This window comes from Serratia sp. B501, from assembly GCF_051172315.1.
Lineage (GTDB): Bacteria > Pseudomonadota > Gammaproteobacteria > Enterobacterales > Enterobacteriaceae > Serratia > Serratia ureilytica.
Window position 1 is genome coordinate 56,911 of the sequence record NZ_JBPIZB010000003.1, and the last position, 15,407, is coordinate 72,317.

Genomic DNA, 15,407 nt, shown 5'->3' on the forward strand with positions numbered 1-15,407 from the left:
TTTTAACAAAAAGAGAACAAGAAGCGCGTTCAAGCCGCTTTCCCTGTCGTTAACACAGAATTATTGCTTTTATTTATCAAATAAAATCAACAATATAATAAAATCACTTGTGAGTACGCTCGCAAAACCACATGAATCTCGTTTGATCTTTTTGTTATCAGTTTGTAGCCTTATGGCTGGTTAAAGTGATTCACATTTTTATATTCAATGTGAAAAATACGAATCACCAAGAGGCAAGCATGACAACTGAAGCACAGTATCAGCAGCATTTCGACGCCAAGATCGCGGCGGATATCGCTATCGAAGCCAAAGACTGGATGCCGGACGCTTACCGTCAGAACCTGATTCGGCAGATCGGCCAACACGCCCATTCGGAAGTCATCGGCATGCTGCCGGAAGCCAACTGGTTGACGCGCGCCCCCACGCTGCGCCGCAAAGCGGTGCTGCTGGCCAAAGTGCAGGATGAGGCCGGCCACGGCCTGTACCTCTACAGCGCCGCCGAAACCCTCGGCTGTTCGCGCCAGGACATCTACCAAAAGATGCTCGACGGCAAAATGAAGTACTCCTCGATCTTCAATTACCCCACGCTCAACTGGGCGGATATCGGCGTGATCGGCTGGCTGGTCGACGGCGCCGCCATCGTCAACCAGGTGGCGCTGTGCCGCGCGTCCTACGGCCCCTACGCGCGGGCGATGGTGAAAATCTGCAAAGAGGAAAGCTTCCACCAGCGCCAGGGCTACGAGGCGGTGATGGCGATGGCCCACGGCAGCGATGCGCAGCGCGCGATGTTGCAGGACGCCATCGATCGCTTCTGGTGGCCGGTGCTGATGATGTTCGGCCCGAGCGACGCCGACTCCCCTCACAGCGCCCAGAGCATGGCGTGGAAAATCAAACGCCACAGCAACGATGAACTGCGGCAAAAGTTCGTCGACAACACCGTGCCGCAGCTTGAGGCGCTGGGCATGACGGCGCCGGACCCGAGTCTTACCTGGGACGAGGCCGCCGGCCACTATCGCTTCGGCGAGATCGACTGGAGCGAACTGCATGAAGTGATCAAAGGACGCGGCCAATGCAACCACGAACGCCTGCAGGCCAAACGCCGCGCCTGGGAAGACGGCGCCTGGGTGCGCGACGGCGCCATGGCCCACGCCGCGAAAAGCGCCGCTTCCGCCGCATAGCCAACATAAGGAACCGAGATCATGAGCCAAGTTGAATGGCCGCTGTATGAAGTGTTTATCCGCAGCAAACAAGGGTTGGCGCATCGCCACGTCGGCAGCCTGCACGCCGCCGACGACCAAATGGCGCTGGAAAACGCCCGCGACGCCTATACGCGCCGTAACGAAGGCTGCTCGATTTGGGTGGTGCAATCCCGCCATCTGATCGCCTCGCAGCCGGAAGATCGCGGCGCGTTCTTCGATCCGTCCGAAGACAAGATCTACCGTCATCCGACGTTTTACACCATCCCTGACGGCATCAAGAACATGTAGAGGCGACCATGACGGTTAACGATCCGCGCATCAGCTATTTGCTCCGCCAGGGCGACACGCCTTTGATCCTCGCCCAGCGCCTGTGCGCCTGGTGCGGCCACGCGCCCGAGCTGGAAATCGATCTGGCGTTGGCCAACATCGGTCTCGATCTGCTCGGCCAGGCGCGCCACTTCCTGGGCTACGCCGCCGAACTGGCCGGCCCGCCCTGCAGCGAAGACAGCCTGGCCTTCGGCCGCGACGAGCGCCAGTTCCATAACCTGCTGCTGGCGGAACAGCCGAACGGCGGTTTCAACGACACGTTGGTGCGCCAGTTCCTGCTCGACGCCTACCACGTGCAGTTGCACCAGGCGCTAAGCCGCAGCCGCGATGCGCAGATCGCCGCCATCGCCGCCAAATCGTTGAAGGAAGCCGATTACCACCTGCGTTTCAGCCGCGGCTGGATGATCCGCCTCGGTGACGGCAACGATATCAGCCACCGCAAGATCCAACAGTCGCTGGATAACCTGTGGCGTTTCACCGCCGAACTGTTCCATGCCGACGCGCTGGAGCTGACGTTGGCGGAACAAGGCATCGCCGTCGATCCGCGCGAGCTGCAGGCCCCCTGGCAGGCGCTGGTGGCGGAGACGCTGCGCCAGGCGACCTTGACGCTGCCTGCCGAGCAGGCGTTCCGTCACGGCGGCAAGCAAGGTCAGCACAGCGAACACCTCGGCCCGCTGCTGGCGGAGATGCAGTTCCTGCAGCGCGCCTATCCAAACAGTCAGTGGTAGGAGGCCGCGATGAACGTCACTCGTTTGCAACCCGCCGAAATCCCGCAGATTTGGCACTGCCTGCAGCAGATCAGCGATCCCGAACTGCCGGTGCTGTCGATCACCGATTTGGGCATGGTGCGCGACGTGGTGCGCGACGGCAGCGGCTGGCGCGTGACCTTCACCCCAACCTATTCCGGCTGCCCGGCCACCGAATTTTTGCTCAACGCCATCGAGCAGCGGCTGACGGCCGCCGGCTTCAGCCCGGTGCGGGTGGACATTCGCCTCAGCCCGGCCTGGACCACCGACTGGATGAACGCCGACGCCCGCGAGCGGCTGCGGCAATACGGCGTAGCGCCCCCGCAGGGCCACACCTGCGATCGGCCGCACGCCCACGGCCCGGTCGCCTGCCCGCGCTGCGGCAGCACCCACAGCGAGAAGATCAGCGAGTTCGGCTCCACCGCCTGTAAAGCGCTGTACCGCTGCTGCGACTGCCGGGAACCGTTCGACTACTTCAAATGCATATAGGAGCGCTGACACCATGACGGTCTTTCATCGCCTGAACGTCGCCGCCATCGAGCGCGAAACGCCGGACGCCGTAGCCATCACCCTGCGGGTGCCCGAAGAGCTGCAAAACCAATACCGCTACACCCCCGGCCAGCACCTGACGCTCAAGGCGCGGGTCAACGGCGAAGAGCTGCGGCGTTGCTATTCCATCTGCAGTTCACCGCAGGAAGGCCTGCTGCAGATCGGCGTAAAAGCGATTGATCAGGGCCGTTTCTCCGGCTTCGTCAACCGCATGCTGAAAGTCGGCGATGCGCTGGAAGTGATGGTGCCGCAGGGGCGCTTCGGCTATCAGCCGCAGGCGGAGCGCCACGGCAATTACCTGGCGATCGCCGCCGGCTCCGGCATCACGCCGATGCTGTCGATCATCAAGGCGACGCTGCAGCTCGAACCGGGCAGCAGCTTCACCCTGATCTACGGCAACCGCAACAGCCGTTCGATGATGTTCAAAGAAGCGCTGTCGGATCTGAAAAACCGCTACCCGCAGCGTTTTCAGCCGCTGTACCTGTTCAGCCAGGAGAGTCTCGACAGCCCGCTGCTCAGCGGCCGCATCGATCGTGAACGCCTGACGGCGATCGGCGGCGCGCTGCTGGATTTCCGCGACTATGACCACGCCTTCATCTGCGGGCCGGAATCGATGATGGACGACGCGCAGACCGTGCTGGAACAGGCCGGCGTCCCGGCCAACCACATCCACAGCGAACGCTTCAACACCAGCGGCCTGGTCGCCCGCCCGCGCCACAGCGGCGATCGCAACGCCGCCAGGGTGACAATCCTGCTCGACGGCCGCCGGTTGGATATCGAGCTCGGTGAACAGGACGACAGCATTCTCGACGCTGCGCTGCGCCAGGGCGCCGACCTGCCCTACGCCTGCAAAGGCGGCGTATGCGCCACCTGCAAATGCCGTCTGAAGGCCGGCCAGGTGGAGATGGGCGTCAACTACAGCCTGGAGCCGGATCAGTTGGCGGCGGGCTATGTATTGAGCTGCCAGTCGTGGCCGAAAGGCGACGGCGTGGTATTGGACTTCGACGTCTAGGAGCCGCGATGGATACCCCCTTTATTTTGCGCCAGCAGCAGCACCGCGTGGTCACGCTGACGCTGCACCGCCCGGAGGCGCGCAACGCCCTGAGCACCCCTTGCCTGGAACAGCTGGTGTTTCTGCTGGAGCAGGCCGATGCCGACAGCGGCGTGGGCGCCGTGGTGATCGCCGGCGCGGCGCGTTTCTTTGCCGCCGGGGCCGATCTGCACGAGCTGCAACGGCAGGATCTGCCGGCCGCGCTGGCGGATCGCCGTCCGCAGCTGTGGCAGCGGCTGTCGCAGTTCAGCAAGCCGCTGCTGGCGGCGGTGAACGGCTATGCCCTGGGCGCCGGCTGCGAGTTGGCGCTGGCCTGCGACATCGTTATCGGCGGCGAAAGCGCCCGCTTCGGCCTGCCGGAGATCACCCTCGGCCTGATGCCGGGGGCCGGAGGCACCCAGCGCCTGATCCGCTGCGTCGGCAAGTCGCGCGCCAGCCAGATGGTGCTGACCGGCGAAGCCATCGACGCCCGCACCGCGCTGCAGGCTGGCCTTATCAGCGAAGTGTGCGTCGATGCCCTGACGCTGGAGCGCACGCAGCAGATTGCCGATCGCATCAGCCGTCAGGCGCCGCTGGCGCTGCGCGCCGCCAAGCAGGCGCTGAAACAGGCCGAGGAAACCGGCCTTAGCCAGGGGCTGGCGATGGAGCGTCAGCAGTTCGTCACCCTGGCCGCCACCGACGATCGCCGCGAAGGCATCGCCGCCTTTTTCGAAAAACGTACGCCAAACTATCAGGGGCGCTGATTTATGGATAACGCATTGATTCTCAGTCATCTCGAGGCCGGCGTGTTGACGCTGACCCTCAACCGGCCGGATCGGCTCAACAGCTTTAACGACGAAATGCATCGCCAACTGAGCGAAGCGCTGACGCAAGCCGAACGCGACGACAACGTGCGCTGCCTGCTGATCGCCGGCGCCGGCCGCGGTTTCTGCGCCGGGCAGGATCTCAACGATCGCAACGTCAGCGCCGATCAACAGGCGCCGGACCTCGGCCTGTCGGTCGAACGATTCTACAACCCCCTGATCCGTCGCCTGACCGCCCTGCCCAAACCGGTGGTGTGCGCGGTCAACGGCGTGGCGGCCGGCGCCGGCGCCGCGCTGGCTCTGGCGTGCGACATCGTCATCGCCGCCGACAACGCCGGCTTTATTCAGTCGTTCTGCCGCCTGGGGCTGGTGCCGGATTCCGGCGGCAGCTGGTTCCTGCCGCGGCTGGCCGGCCACGCCCGCGCGATGGGCATGGCCATGCTGGGCGACAAAATCAGCGCCCAACAGGCGCTGGAGTGGGGCATGATCTGGCAGGTGGTGCCGGCGGATGAATTGGCCGACCGCACGCAAACGCTGGCGCGCCATCTGGCCACCCAGCCGACTTACGGTCTGGGGCTAATCAAGAAAGCCATCTACAGTTCGGCCACCAACAGCCTCGATCAACAACTCGATCTGGAACGCGATCTGCAGCGATTGGGCGGCCGCAGCGACGACTACCGCGAAGGCGTCAGCGCGTTCTTCGCCAAACGCACGCCAAACTTCAGCGGGAAATAGCCATGAACGCGCCCCTTCTTAACGGCCAGGTGGCGGTGATCGGTGCCGGCACCATGGGCATCGGCATTGCGCAGGTGGCCGCCGCCGCCGGTCACCCGGTGCGGCTGTTCGATATCGCCCCCGCCGCCGCCCAGCGCGCGCTCGACGAACTCGCTCGCCGCCTGCGGCAGCGGGTCGACGGCGGCAAGGCCGACGCAAACACCACCGAGGCGCTGCTGGCGCGTCTCGAACGCGCCGATTCGCTCGAGCAACTGGCCGACAGCGCGCTGGTGATTGAAGCGGTGGCGGAAAATCTGGCGATCAAGCAGAGCCTGTTCCGCGATCTGGAAGCGATCTGCTCGCCCACGGCGCTGTTCGCCAGCAATACTTCCTCGCTGTCGATCACCGCCATCGCCGGCGCCTTGCAACACCCGCAGCGCATGGCCGGGCTGCACTTCTTCAACCCGGCGCCGCTGATGAAGCTGGTGGAGATCGTCAGCGGTCTGGAGACCGGGGCCGAGACCCTCGCCGCGCTGCAAGCCCTGGCGCAGCGCTGGGGTAAGCAGAGCGTCGTGTGTCGTTCGACGCCGGGATTCATCGTCAACCGCGTGGCACGGCCGTTCTACGCCGAAACCTTGCGCGCACTGGAGGAACGGGTGGCCGACGCCGCCACCCTGGATGCGGTAATGCGCGACGCCGGCGGTTTCGCCATGGGCCCGCTGCAGTTGACCGATCTGATCGGCCAGGACGTCAATTACGCCGTGACCGACTCGGTGTATCAGGCCTTCTACCAGGATCCGCGCTTCACCCCCTCGCTGGTGCAGCAGGAGCTGGTGGCCGCCGGGCGCCTTGGCCGCAAATCCGGCCGCGGCTTCTACCGCTACGACGCGCAACGCCCCACCGCAGAGATGATCGCCTTTGCGCCACCGGTGCAGGCCGCGCTGCCGCAGCGCGTTACGCTGCACGGCGACTGGTCTTCGCTGGCCGATTTGGCGCAGCTGTTATGCGAAAATGCGGGGGCGATCAAACAACCTGGCCAGACCAGCCCGCACGTCACGATCGACGACGTTACACTGATGTTAACCAATGGTAAAACCGCCGGCCAACTGGCCGACGAACGTGGAACGCCTGTGGTGCTGTTCGATCTCTGTGCCGACTATGCGCATGCCTCCGCCATCGCCATCAGCTGTGCGGCGCAAAACGGCGCGCAACACAATGCCAAAGCGATCCGTCTGCTGCAGTCCCTCGGCAAACGCGTCATCCCGTTGCCGGATTACCCCGGCCTGCTGACGATGCGCACCCTGGCCATGCTGGCCAACGAAGCGCTCGACGTGGTGAACAAAGGCGCCGCCAGCGCCGAGGATACCGATCTGGCGATGCTGCGCGGGGTCAATTATCCGCGCGGCCCGCTCGCCTGGGGCGCCGCGCTCGGCTGGCGCCACATCCTGACGACGCTGGAAAACCTGCAACGCTATTACGGCGAGGCCCGCTATCGCCCGATGCCGCTGCTGCGCCGCTACGCTTCCCCCGCCGCTTTCCCAGGAGCCGAACAATGAACGCCAATACGCCGCGCGCGCTGGCTCAGCGCTGCGCCGAACAGATGTTCCAGCAAGATACCTGCGCTCAGGCGATGGGGATGCACATCGATGACGTCGACGTCGGGTACGCGCAGGTCAGCATGACCGTCGGCCCGCAGATGCTCAATGGCCACCAGACTTGCCATGGCGGCCAGCTGTTCAGCCTGGCGGATACCGCCTTCGCCTACGCCTGCAACAGCCAGGGGCTGGCGGCGGTGGCTTCCGGCTGCAGCATCGACTTCGTCCGCCCGGCGCTGGCCGGCGATCGCCTCACCGCCAGCGCGCAGATGCGCCATCAGGGCAAAGCCACCGGGCTGTATGACGTCGAAATCGTCAATCAACAGGGCAAAACCGTCGCCTGGTTTCGCGGCCGCGCGCACCGCCTCGGCCACAGCATTTTAGGAGATCGGGCATGAATCAGGCATTTATCTGCGACGGCGTGCGCACCCCGATCGGCCGCTATGGCGGCGCGCTGGCCCAGGTGAGGGCCGACGATCTCGCCGCCCTGCCGCTGCGCATGCTGCTGGAGCGCCATCCCCAGGTGGATTGGGCACAGCTGGACGACGTGGTCCTCGGCTGCGCCAACCAGGCCGGGGAAGACAACCGCAACCTGGCGCGCATGGCGCTGCTGCTGGCCGGGCTGCCGGTCGGCGTTTCCGGCACGACGGTGAACCGCCTGTGCGGTTCGGGTCTGGACGCGCTGGCGATGGCGGCGCGCAGCATCAAAGCCGGCGACGCCGGGCTGATGCTGGCCGGCGGCGCGGAATCGATGACCCGAGCGCCGCTGGTGATGGGCAAGGCCGACAGCGCCTTCAGCCGCCAGGCGCAGCTGTACGACACCACCCTCGGCTGGCGCTTCGTCAACCCGCGCATGCAGGCCGAGTTCGGCACCGATTCGATGCCGGAGACCGCCGAAAACGTCGCGGCGCAGTTCAACATCAGCCGCGCCGATCAGGACGCCTTTGCGCTGCGCAGCCAGCAGCGCGCCGCCCGGGCGCAGGCGCTGGGATACCTGGCGCAGGAGATAGCGCCGGTCAGCCTCACCGGTAAAAAAGGCGCAGTCACCCTGTTCAGCCAGGATGAACACCCGCGCGCCGACACCACCTTCGATCAGCTGCAGGCGCTGAAAACCCCGTTCCGTCAACCCGGCAGCGTCACCGCCGGCAACGCCTCGGGGCTGAACGACGGCGCGGCGGCGCTGATCGTCGCCTCCGAAGCGATGGCGGCGCGCCAGGGCCTGACGCCACGCGCGCGCATCCTTGCCACCGCCACCTGCGGCGTGGAGCCGCGGCTGATGGGCATCGGCCCGTTGCCCGCCACCCGCAAGGTGCTGGAGATCGCCGGGCTGAGCCTGGCGCAGATGGACGTCATCGAACTGAACGAAGCGTTCGCCGCCCAGGCGTTGGCGGTGATGCGCCAGCTTGGCCTGCCGGACGATGCCCCGCAGGTCAACCCCAACGGCGGCGCGATCGCTCTGGGGCACCCGCTGGGCATGAGCGGCGCGCGCCTGGCGCTGGCCGCTCTGTTTGAACTGGAACGGCGAGCCGGCCGCTACGCTCTGTGCACCATGTGCATCGGCGTCGGCCAGGGCATCGCCATGATCATTGAGCGTGTCTGACCCCTGAGGCTAACCATGACAATAAATCCACAGCCCCTCGAAACGATCGAATTCGCCTCGCGCGATGAGATTGAAGCGTTGCAGTTGGCGCGTTTGAAGTGGACGCTGCACCACGCCTACGACAATGTGCCGATGTACAAGCGCAAGTTCGATCAGGCGGGCGTACACCCCGACGATCTTAAGCAGCTGAGCGATCTGGCGCGCTTCCCCTACACCACCAAGCAGGATCTGCGCGACAACTACCCGTTCGACACCTTCGCGGTGCCGATGGAACAGGTGGTGCGCATCCACGCCTCCTCGGGCACCACCGGCCGCCCGACGGTGGTGGGCTACACCAAGCGCGACATCGATAACTGGGCCGATATCGTCGCCCGCTGCCTGCGCGCCGGCGGCGCCACCGCCAAAGACAAGGTGCACGTCGCCTACGGTTACGGCCTGTTTACCGGCGGCCTGGGGGCGCACTACGGCGCGGAGCGGCTCGGCGCCACGGTGATCCCGATGTCCGGCGGGCAGACGGAACGCCAGGCGCAGCTGATCCTCGATTTCAAACCCGACATCATCATGGTAACGCCGTCCTATTGCCTGACGCTGATCGATGAACTGGAGCGCAAAATGGGCGGCGATGCGCGCGGCTGCTCGCTGCGGCTCGGCGTGTTCGGCGCCGAACCCTGGACCGAGGCCCTGCGCCACGAAATCGAAACCCGCATGGGCATCAAGGCGCTGGATATTTACGGCCTGTCGGAGGTGATGGGGCCGGGCGTGGCGATGGAATGTCTGGAAAGCGGCGGCGGCCCTACCATTTGGGAAGACCACTTCCTGCCGGAGATCATCTGCCCGGAGACCGGAATCGCCCTGCCGGACGGCGAGCACGGCGAACTGGTGTTCACCACCCTGACCAAAGAGGCGCTGCCGGTGATCCGCTACCGCACCCGCGATCTCACCCGGCTGCTGCCGGGCGACGCGCGCCAGATGCGCCGCATGGGCAAGATCACCGGCCGCTCCGACGACATGCTGATCATCCGCGGCGTCAACGTCTTCCCGTCGCAGGTGGAAGAACAGATCATGCAGTTCGAGCAGCTGTCGCCGCACTATCAACTGCAGGTCAGCCGCAGCGGGCATCTGGACACGCTGGCGGTGCGCGTCGAGCTGAAAGAATCGGCGCTCAGCCTCAGCCATCAGCAGCGTTGCGATATCTGCCACCAGCTGCGCCACCACATCAAATCGATCGTGGGCGTCAGCACCGACGTCAGCATCGCCAACTGCGGCGATATTCCGCGCTCGGAAGGCAAGGCGCAGCGCGTGGTCGATCTGCGGCCGCGCTGAGGCGCACGGCGTCACGGATGACGCCGCCCCAAATTATGGTAATGTTGTGGCTCATCGAAGGCTAACCCATGGAAAAATATGGAACATAAACTGGATGAGTTCATTCGCCATGCCGTCGACGCCCAGCCGATCAGCGGCACGTCGCTGATCATTTCGCTGTACGGCGACGCGCTCAGCCACCGCGGCGGCGAAGTGTGGCTCGGCAGCCTGAGCGCGCTGCTGGAGGCCTTCGGTTTCGGCGATCGCTTCGTGCGCACCTCGGTGTTCCGCCTTCAGAAAGAGGGGTGGCTGGCGGTGGAGAAAATCGGCCGCCGCAGCTTCTACCGCGTGACCGAGCAGGGAATGCGCCAGTTCCGCCACGCCGAATCGAAGATCTATCTGCGCGAGCAGCCCGCCTGGGACGGCAAATGGGAGCTGTTGCTGCTGGAATGCGCCGAAAAAAACGCGCGCGCGCGGCTGAAAAAAGAGCTGGGCTGGCTCGGGTTCGGGCAGATCGCCAACAACCTGATGGCCGCCCCCACCCATGCGCAAACCGACGTGACGGCGCTGCTCGGCGAATTGAACGCCAGCGAGCAGGTGATCTACTTCCGCGCCGATTACCCCTACAACCGCTCCGAGCAAACGCTGCAGAAACTGGTGGCCGACTGCTGGTCATTGAGCGAGGTGGCGGCCGGTTATCATGAGTTTATCGTCTCTTTCCGGCCGCTGATGGCGCTGCTGCGCGAAGTCGACCCGGCGGCGCTGACGCCGCTGCGCTGTTTCCAGATTAAGCTATTATTGATTCACTTCTTCCGTCGCGTGGTGTTGAAAGATCCGCTGCTGCCGGATGCGCTGCTGCCCGCCCAGTGGGAGGGCCAGATCGCCCGCAATCTGTGCATCAATCTCTATCAGCAGGTCGATCGCGCCGCGACGGACTACGTCAGCGCGCTGGCGGAGACCACCATCGGCGCCCTGCCCGCGCCGGCCGCCGGCTACTATCGGCGCTTCGGCGGCCTGCCGCGCGACCCTACATGTTAAGGAACTCACGCTATGCCTGTGTATCAGATTGACGGCCTGACGCCGGTCGTTGACCCCAGCAGTTACGTGCACCCGACGGCGGTGCTGATCGGCGACGTGATCGTCGGCAAACACGTGTATATCGGCCCGAACGCCAGCCTGCGCGGCGATTTTGGCCGCCTGGTGATCTGCGACGGCGCCAACATTCAGGACAACTGCGTGATGCACGGCTTCCCGCAGCAGGACACGGTGGTGGAAGAAGACGGCCATATCGGCCACGGCGCCATCCTGCACGGCTGCCGCATTCGCCGCAACGCGATGGTGGGTATGAACGCGGTGGTGATGGACGGTGCGGAGATCGGCGAGAACACCATCGTCGGCGCGATGGCGTTCGTCAAAGCCGCGGCGGTGATCGAAGCCAACAAGCTGGTGGTCGGCAGCCCGGCGCGCGTGCTGCGCGATCTGACCGAACAGGAGCTGGCCTGGAAGATCGCCGGCACCCGCGAGTATCAGGATTTGGTGCAGCGCTGCAAATCCTCGCTGCACGAAGTGGCGCCGCTGACCGAAATCGAGCCGGGCCGCCGGCGCCTGAGCTTCGGCGACCACCTGATCCCGAAAAGCCAGCTTTAATCCCCGGGGCTGAGATGCGCCTCAGCCCCTCCCCTTATTACTCCACCTCCGGCGCCTTGAACGGCGACGGCGTAGCCGCGCGGCGGCTCTGGAAGTGATAAGCCACCACCAGCAGCAAGGTGAACGGAATACCGAACCATAGCGTCATGCGGAAGAATTCGGTAAACGCCGTCGAGATCATCAACGCCGTCATCAGCCCGGCGCCGAGCAAGGTGGTATAGGGAAAGCCCCACATGCGAAATTTCAGGTGGGTCTGCCGATGCCGGCGGCGGAAGAACAGGTGGGTGACGAAAATCATCAGCCAGGTAAAGCAGGCGCCATACACCGAGATAGACATCATGGCGGCGAACGAGGTTTCCGGCGCCACCAGGCTCAGCACGATAGACACCACGATACCGATGCACGACATCGCCAGCGCATTGACCGGAATGCCGCGCCGGCTGACGCGCCCCAACGCCGCCGGCGCCTGCCCGGCGCGCGACAGCGAGAACATCATGCGAGTGGTGATATACAGCTGGCTGTTCATTGCCGACAGCGCCGCCACCAGCACGATAAAGTTGAAAATACCGGCGGCGGCGGGCAGATGGATCACGTTCATCGCCATCAGGAACGGGCTTTCGCCGGTGCCGGACTGGCGCCAGGGCACGATGGCCAGCATCAGGGCGATCGACAGCATGTAGAAGATGAACAGCCGCACGATGGTGCCCTTGAACGCCGCCTTCACCGCAATCACCGGATTCTTCGCCTCGCCGGCGGCCACCGCGATCATTTCAATGCTCAGGTAGCTGAAGATGGAAACGATCACCGCGAACCACATGCCCTTGACGCCAAACGGCATAAAGCCGCCGGCGGTCAGGTTGCGCAGGCCATAGGCCGGGTTGCCCGAGAACGCCAGAATGCCGATGCCGATCAGAATAAACGCCACGATCGCCGTCACTTTGACGGTGGACAGCGCGTATTCCACCTGGCCGAACGATTTCACGCCGATCACGTTAACAACGATCACCGCCGCCGAGAACAGCAGCACCCACGGCCAGGTCGGCGTCGCCGGGAACCAGAACTGCATGTACATGCCGATGGCGGTGACTTCGGTGCCCACCGCCAGCACCACGCAGGACCAGTAAGAGTAACGCACCAGAAAACCGAACAGCGGGCCGAGGTAGAATTCGGCGTAGTCGCCGAACGAGCCGGGCGTCGGGTGTTCGGAGGTCATTTCCGCCAGGCTGCCCATCAGCAGCAGCGCAATGACGCCACCGATCAGGTAGCTCAGCAATACCGACGGCCCCGCCATCTGAATGGCGTAGGCGCTGCCGAGAAACAGCCCGGTGCCGATGGCGCCGCCGATCGCCAGCATCGACATCTGCCCGGCGGTAAGATGCTTGTTCAACCCGCCCTGGCGGCGGGCGATATGCTCAAAATCATTCATCTGTGGCATGTCTGTGCTCCCGGACGGAGTTAGGCGGTACGGGTGACGTCGAGGATCGCGGCGGTCACATAGTCAATGTTGCCGGGGTTAAGCCCTGGCAGGCACATGCGGCCGGGCGAGACCAGATAGATGGCATAGCGCTGCCGCAGGGTCTGCAGCTGCGCTTCGTTCAGGCCGGTATAGCTGAACATGCCGCGCTGATCGCGTATGCGCCGGTGATCCAGCGAAGAGCCGCCCTGCGCCAGCCCGGCGGCCAGCTGTTCACGCATTTGCTTGATGCGCGAGCGCATTTCTGCCAGCTCATTGCGCCAAAGCTCGCCAAGTTCGGCGTCGCCGAGCAGGGTTTCCACGATCTGGCTGCCGTGCGTCGGCGGGCAGGAGTAGCTGCGGCGGATCAGCGTTTTTAACGCCCCTTTGACGTTGGCGGCATTTTCCGCGTCGGCGCAGCGCACCGACAGCGCGCCCAGACGCTGGCCGTACAGCGCGACGTTTTTGGAAAACGAATTGCAGACCAAAAACGGCAGATCGGTTTTCAGCGCTTCGCGCAATACAAAGCAGTCCTCCTCCAGCCCGTCGCCGAAGCCCTGATAGGCGATATCGAACAGCGGCAGCAGGCTGCGTCGCTGCAGCACGGCGAGCGTGGCGCGCCACTGCTCCGCCGTCAGATCGGTGCCGGTCGGGTTATGGCAACAAGGGTGCAGCAAGACCACGCTGCCGGGCGGCAGGCTGTCCAACGCGTCGAGCATGGCGGCGAAACGCAGGCCGCCCGCCGCTTCATCAAAGTAGGGATAGGTATTCACCCGCAGCCCGGCGCCTTCGAAAATCGCCCAGTGATTGGCCCAGGTAGGATCGGACACCCAGATTTCGCCGCGCGTCAGAAAGTGACGCAAAAAATCCGCCGCCAGCTTCAACGCGCCGGAGCCGCCGACGGTCTGCACCGTGGCGATCTCGGCCGCCTGTTGCTCACCGAACAGCAGCGCCTGCACCTGGCGGGCGAACTGCGGCGAACCTTCGATTGGCGGATAACCGTGCGGGCGGCGCAGCGCCAGCAACCGCTGCTCGGCCGCCTCAACCGCCTGCATCAGCGGAATATTCCCCTGCCGATCGTAATACAGCCCAATGCCTAAATTCACTTTTTTCGGATTGGGATCCTGCAAATAGGCTTCCATCAGCGACATAATAGGATCGGCGGTGGAAGGTGCAATCTGTTTAAACATGACGCATCCTTAACTCGTTATTGAATTAATATGAAGACAGGCTTAAGGAGAAATTAAATCAGGCGATGGCGCTGACGGTAATTTCTATTTTCATTCCGGGCACCACCAATTTTTCGACGATAACCGTCGAGCGATTGGGATAAGGATAATTAAAGTATTTCCGGTAAATATCATCGAGCCATTTAACGTCGTTAACGTCGGTAAGATACACGATCACCTGCAGCACCTTATCGCTGTGGCTGCCCGCCGCCTTCAGCGTCTGCGCCAGGTTATCGAAGGTCAGCGCAATCTGTCGCTCCGGCGCGCCGGTGTCGATGCTGCCGTCCGCCCGCACCGGGCCGTGGGCGGTAAACAGCATGCCGCCGCCCCGGGTGGCCCAGGAAAAAGGCTGGCCGATATCCGGCAGCCCGGTCTCTACAATCTCGCGCATGTCAGTGGTTCCCGTGGTGGTCAAGTTGGCGAAGCAGCGCGCCGTCGGCGGCGAACAACGCATCCAGGATGGTGAAATGGTTGGCGCCTGGCACCGCGACCAGTTCAGCCGGCAGCCCGCGTTGGCGCAGCGCCGCATGATAGTGTTGCGACTGACCTCTCAGTTCCGGCAGCTCCAATGCGCCGTAATACAGCGTAAGCGGCTTGCCGCGCGTCGGCAGGCGGCGCGCCGGGCTGAGCGTTTCAATTTGCCGCGTGGTCAACTGCAGCGCCCGATTGACATAACTTTGTTGCAGCGGCGCCAGCTCGAACAGGCCGCTGATGGGAAAGACGGCATCCACCAACGCATGCTGCTGCCAGAGCGCCGCCAACTGCCCGCCGGCGGAATGGCCGCACAGATAAACCGGATGGGCGTAGTGCGGCGGCAGGCGGCGCTGAATGGCATCCAGCGCCATTCCGATCTGTCGGCATATTTCGTCGAGATCCACCGCCGGCGCGAGCGCATATTCCACCAACACCACGTCAAAACCCAACGCCAGCGGCCCGGCGGCGATAAAGGCGAAATCCGCCTTATCGCAAAATTGCCAATAGCCGCCGTGAATAAAAATTAACGTCCCCTGATGCTGCTTTGCAGAATAGAGCCAATCAAATGTTTCGCGTTCGCCGTTGCCATAAGCAATATTATTTTCATGGCGCGTCTGTTTATAAACAGCCGCGCTGCGGGTTTGAAATGAAGTCAAAATAGCCGCTTCATTATCCACCGTGGCGCCGTTGTCATAACTCCCCGCAAGTGGTTTCATAT

The 15,407-nt window shown here is 63.9% G+C and carries 17 protein-coding genes; 13 read left to right on the forward strand and 4 right to left on the reverse strand.

All coding sequences use genetic code 11. The annotated features are described in order from the left end of the window. Nucleotides 1–239: 239 nt before the first annotated feature. The 13 genes from paaA (at nucleotide 240) to paaY (ending at nucleotide 11,533) form a co-directional block, all read left to right on the forward strand. Nucleotides 240–1,178: a 1,2-phenylacetyl-CoA epoxidase subunit PaaA gene (gene paaA, locus ACSBQV_RS10915; protein ID WP_181937697.1), complete on the forward strand. Its 939-nt coding sequence runs from the start codon at nucleotides 240–242 to the stop codon at nucleotides 1,176–1,178. Between the two features lie 21 nt (nucleotides 1,179–1,199). Beyond that, nucleotides 1,200–1,487: a 1,2-phenylacetyl-CoA epoxidase subunit PaaB gene (gene paaB, locus ACSBQV_RS10920; RefSeq protein WP_099786166.1), complete on the forward strand. Its 288-nt coding sequence runs from the start codon at nucleotides 1,200–1,202 to the stop codon at nucleotides 1,485–1,487. 8 nt (nucleotides 1,488–1,495) lie between these two features. Further along, nucleotides 1,496–2,254, forward strand: a complete 759-nt coding sequence (paaC, locus tag ACSBQV_RS10925) for a 1,2-phenylacetyl-CoA epoxidase subunit PaaC (RefSeq protein ID WP_033650808.1) — start codon at nucleotides 1,496–1,498, stop codon at nucleotides 2,252–2,254. A gap of 9 nt (nucleotides 2,255–2,263) precedes the next feature. Beyond that, nucleotides 2,264–2,761, forward strand: coding sequence for a 1,2-phenylacetyl-CoA epoxidase subunit PaaD (gene paaD / locus ACSBQV_RS10930; RefSeq protein ID WP_033643609.1), 498 nt, complete (start codon nucleotides 2,264–2,266; stop codon nucleotides 2,759–2,761). Between the two features lie 13 nt (nucleotides 2,762–2,774). Further along, nucleotides 2,775–3,833 carry a 1,2-phenylacetyl-CoA epoxidase subunit PaaE gene (paaE, locus tag ACSBQV_RS10935; protein WP_099786168.1) on the forward strand — a complete coding sequence of 353 codons (1,059 nt, stop codon included), beginning with the start codon at nucleotides 2,775–2,777 and terminating at the stop codon, nucleotides 3,831–3,833. A gap of 8 nt (nucleotides 3,834–3,841) precedes the next feature. Beyond that, nucleotides 3,842–4,615 carry a 2,3-dehydroadipyl-CoA hydratase PaaF gene (gene paaF / locus ACSBQV_RS10940; protein ID WP_099786170.1) on the forward strand — a complete coding sequence of 258 codons (774 nt, stop codon included), beginning with the start codon at nucleotides 3,842–3,844 and terminating at the stop codon, nucleotides 4,613–4,615. Between the two features lie 3 nt (nucleotides 4,616–4,618). Beyond that, nucleotides 4,619–5,410, forward strand: a complete 792-nt coding sequence (gene paaG, locus ACSBQV_RS10945; protein ID WP_047025413.1) for a 2-(1,2-epoxy-1,2-dihydrophenyl)acetyl-CoA isomerase PaaG — start codon at nucleotides 4,619–4,621, stop codon at nucleotides 5,408–5,410. A 2-nt stretch (nucleotides 5,411–5,412) separates the two neighbouring features. Next, on the forward strand, nucleotides 5,413–6,945 hold the full coding sequence (locus tag ACSBQV_RS10950; protein WP_099786172.1) for a 3-hydroxyacyl-CoA dehydrogenase: 1,533 nt from the start codon (nucleotides 5,413–5,415) through the stop codon (nucleotides 6,943–6,945). After that, nucleotides 6,942–7,382, forward strand: coding sequence for a hydroxyphenylacetyl-CoA thioesterase PaaI (gene paaI, locus ACSBQV_RS10955; RefSeq protein ID WP_099786174.1), 441 nt, complete (start codon nucleotides 6,942–6,944; stop codon nucleotides 7,380–7,382). The genes ACSBQV_RS10950 and paaI overlap by 4 nt, the downstream gene beginning before the upstream one ends. After that, nucleotides 7,379–8,584, forward strand: coding sequence for a 3-oxoadipyl-CoA thiolase (pcaF, locus tag ACSBQV_RS10960; RefSeq protein WP_099786175.1), 1,206 nt, complete (start codon nucleotides 7,379–7,381; stop codon nucleotides 8,582–8,584). Before paaI ends, pcaF begins: the two co-directional genes overlap by 4 nt. A 15-nt stretch (nucleotides 8,585–8,599) precedes the next feature. Then, on the forward strand, nucleotides 8,600–9,907 hold the full coding sequence (gene paaK, locus ACSBQV_RS10965) for a phenylacetate--CoA ligase PaaK (protein ID WP_099786176.1): 1,308 nt from the start codon (nucleotides 8,600–8,602) through the stop codon (nucleotides 9,905–9,907). 78 nt (nucleotides 9,908–9,985) lie between these two features. Next, complete coding sequence (gene paaX / locus ACSBQV_RS10970) at nucleotides 9,986–10,924, forward strand: phenylacetic acid degradation operon negative regulatory protein PaaX (protein WP_046687375.1); 939 nt, start codon at nucleotides 9,986–9,988, stop codon at nucleotides 10,922–10,924. 12 nt (nucleotides 10,925–10,936) lie between these two features. Then, the gene (gene paaY / locus ACSBQV_RS10975; RefSeq protein WP_033643617.1) at nucleotides 10,937–11,533 is read left to right on the forward strand and encodes a phenylacetic acid degradation protein PaaY; all 597 of its coding nucleotides are present in this window, start codon (nucleotides 10,937–10,939) and stop codon (nucleotides 11,531–11,533) included. Nucleotides 11,534–11,570: 37 nt separating this feature from the next. Here the strand turns inward: paaY and ACSBQV_RS10980 are convergent, their stop codons facing one another. Genes ACSBQV_RS10980 through ACSBQV_RS10995 form a run of 4 tightly spaced genes read right to left on the reverse strand, consistent with a single transcriptional unit; the run spans nucleotide 11,571 to nucleotide 15,405 of the window. Next, nucleotides 11,571–12,968, reverse strand: a complete 1,398-nt coding sequence (locus tag ACSBQV_RS10980; RefSeq protein ID WP_069100630.1) for an amino acid permease — start codon at nucleotides 12,966–12,968, stop codon at nucleotides 11,571–11,573. A gap of 20 nt (nucleotides 12,969–12,988) precedes the next feature. Then, nucleotides 12,989–14,176, reverse strand: coding sequence for an aromatic amino acid transaminase (locus tag ACSBQV_RS10985; RefSeq protein WP_099786177.1), 1,188 nt, complete (start codon nucleotides 14,174–14,176; stop codon nucleotides 12,989–12,991). 58 nt (nucleotides 14,177–14,234) lie between these two features. Continuing rightward, nucleotides 14,235–14,606 carry a RidA family protein gene (locus ACSBQV_RS10990; RefSeq protein ID WP_033643621.1) on the reverse strand — a complete coding sequence of 124 codons (372 nt, stop codon included), beginning with the start codon at nucleotides 14,604–14,606 and terminating at the stop codon, nucleotides 14,235–14,237. A gap of 1 nt (nucleotide 14,607) precedes the next feature. After that, the gene (locus ACSBQV_RS10995; RefSeq protein WP_060660544.1) at nucleotides 14,608–15,405 is read right to left on the reverse strand and encodes an alpha/beta hydrolase; all 798 of its coding nucleotides are present in this window, start codon (nucleotides 15,403–15,405) and stop codon (nucleotides 14,608–14,610) included. Nucleotides 15,406–15,407 lie beyond the last annotated feature (2 nt).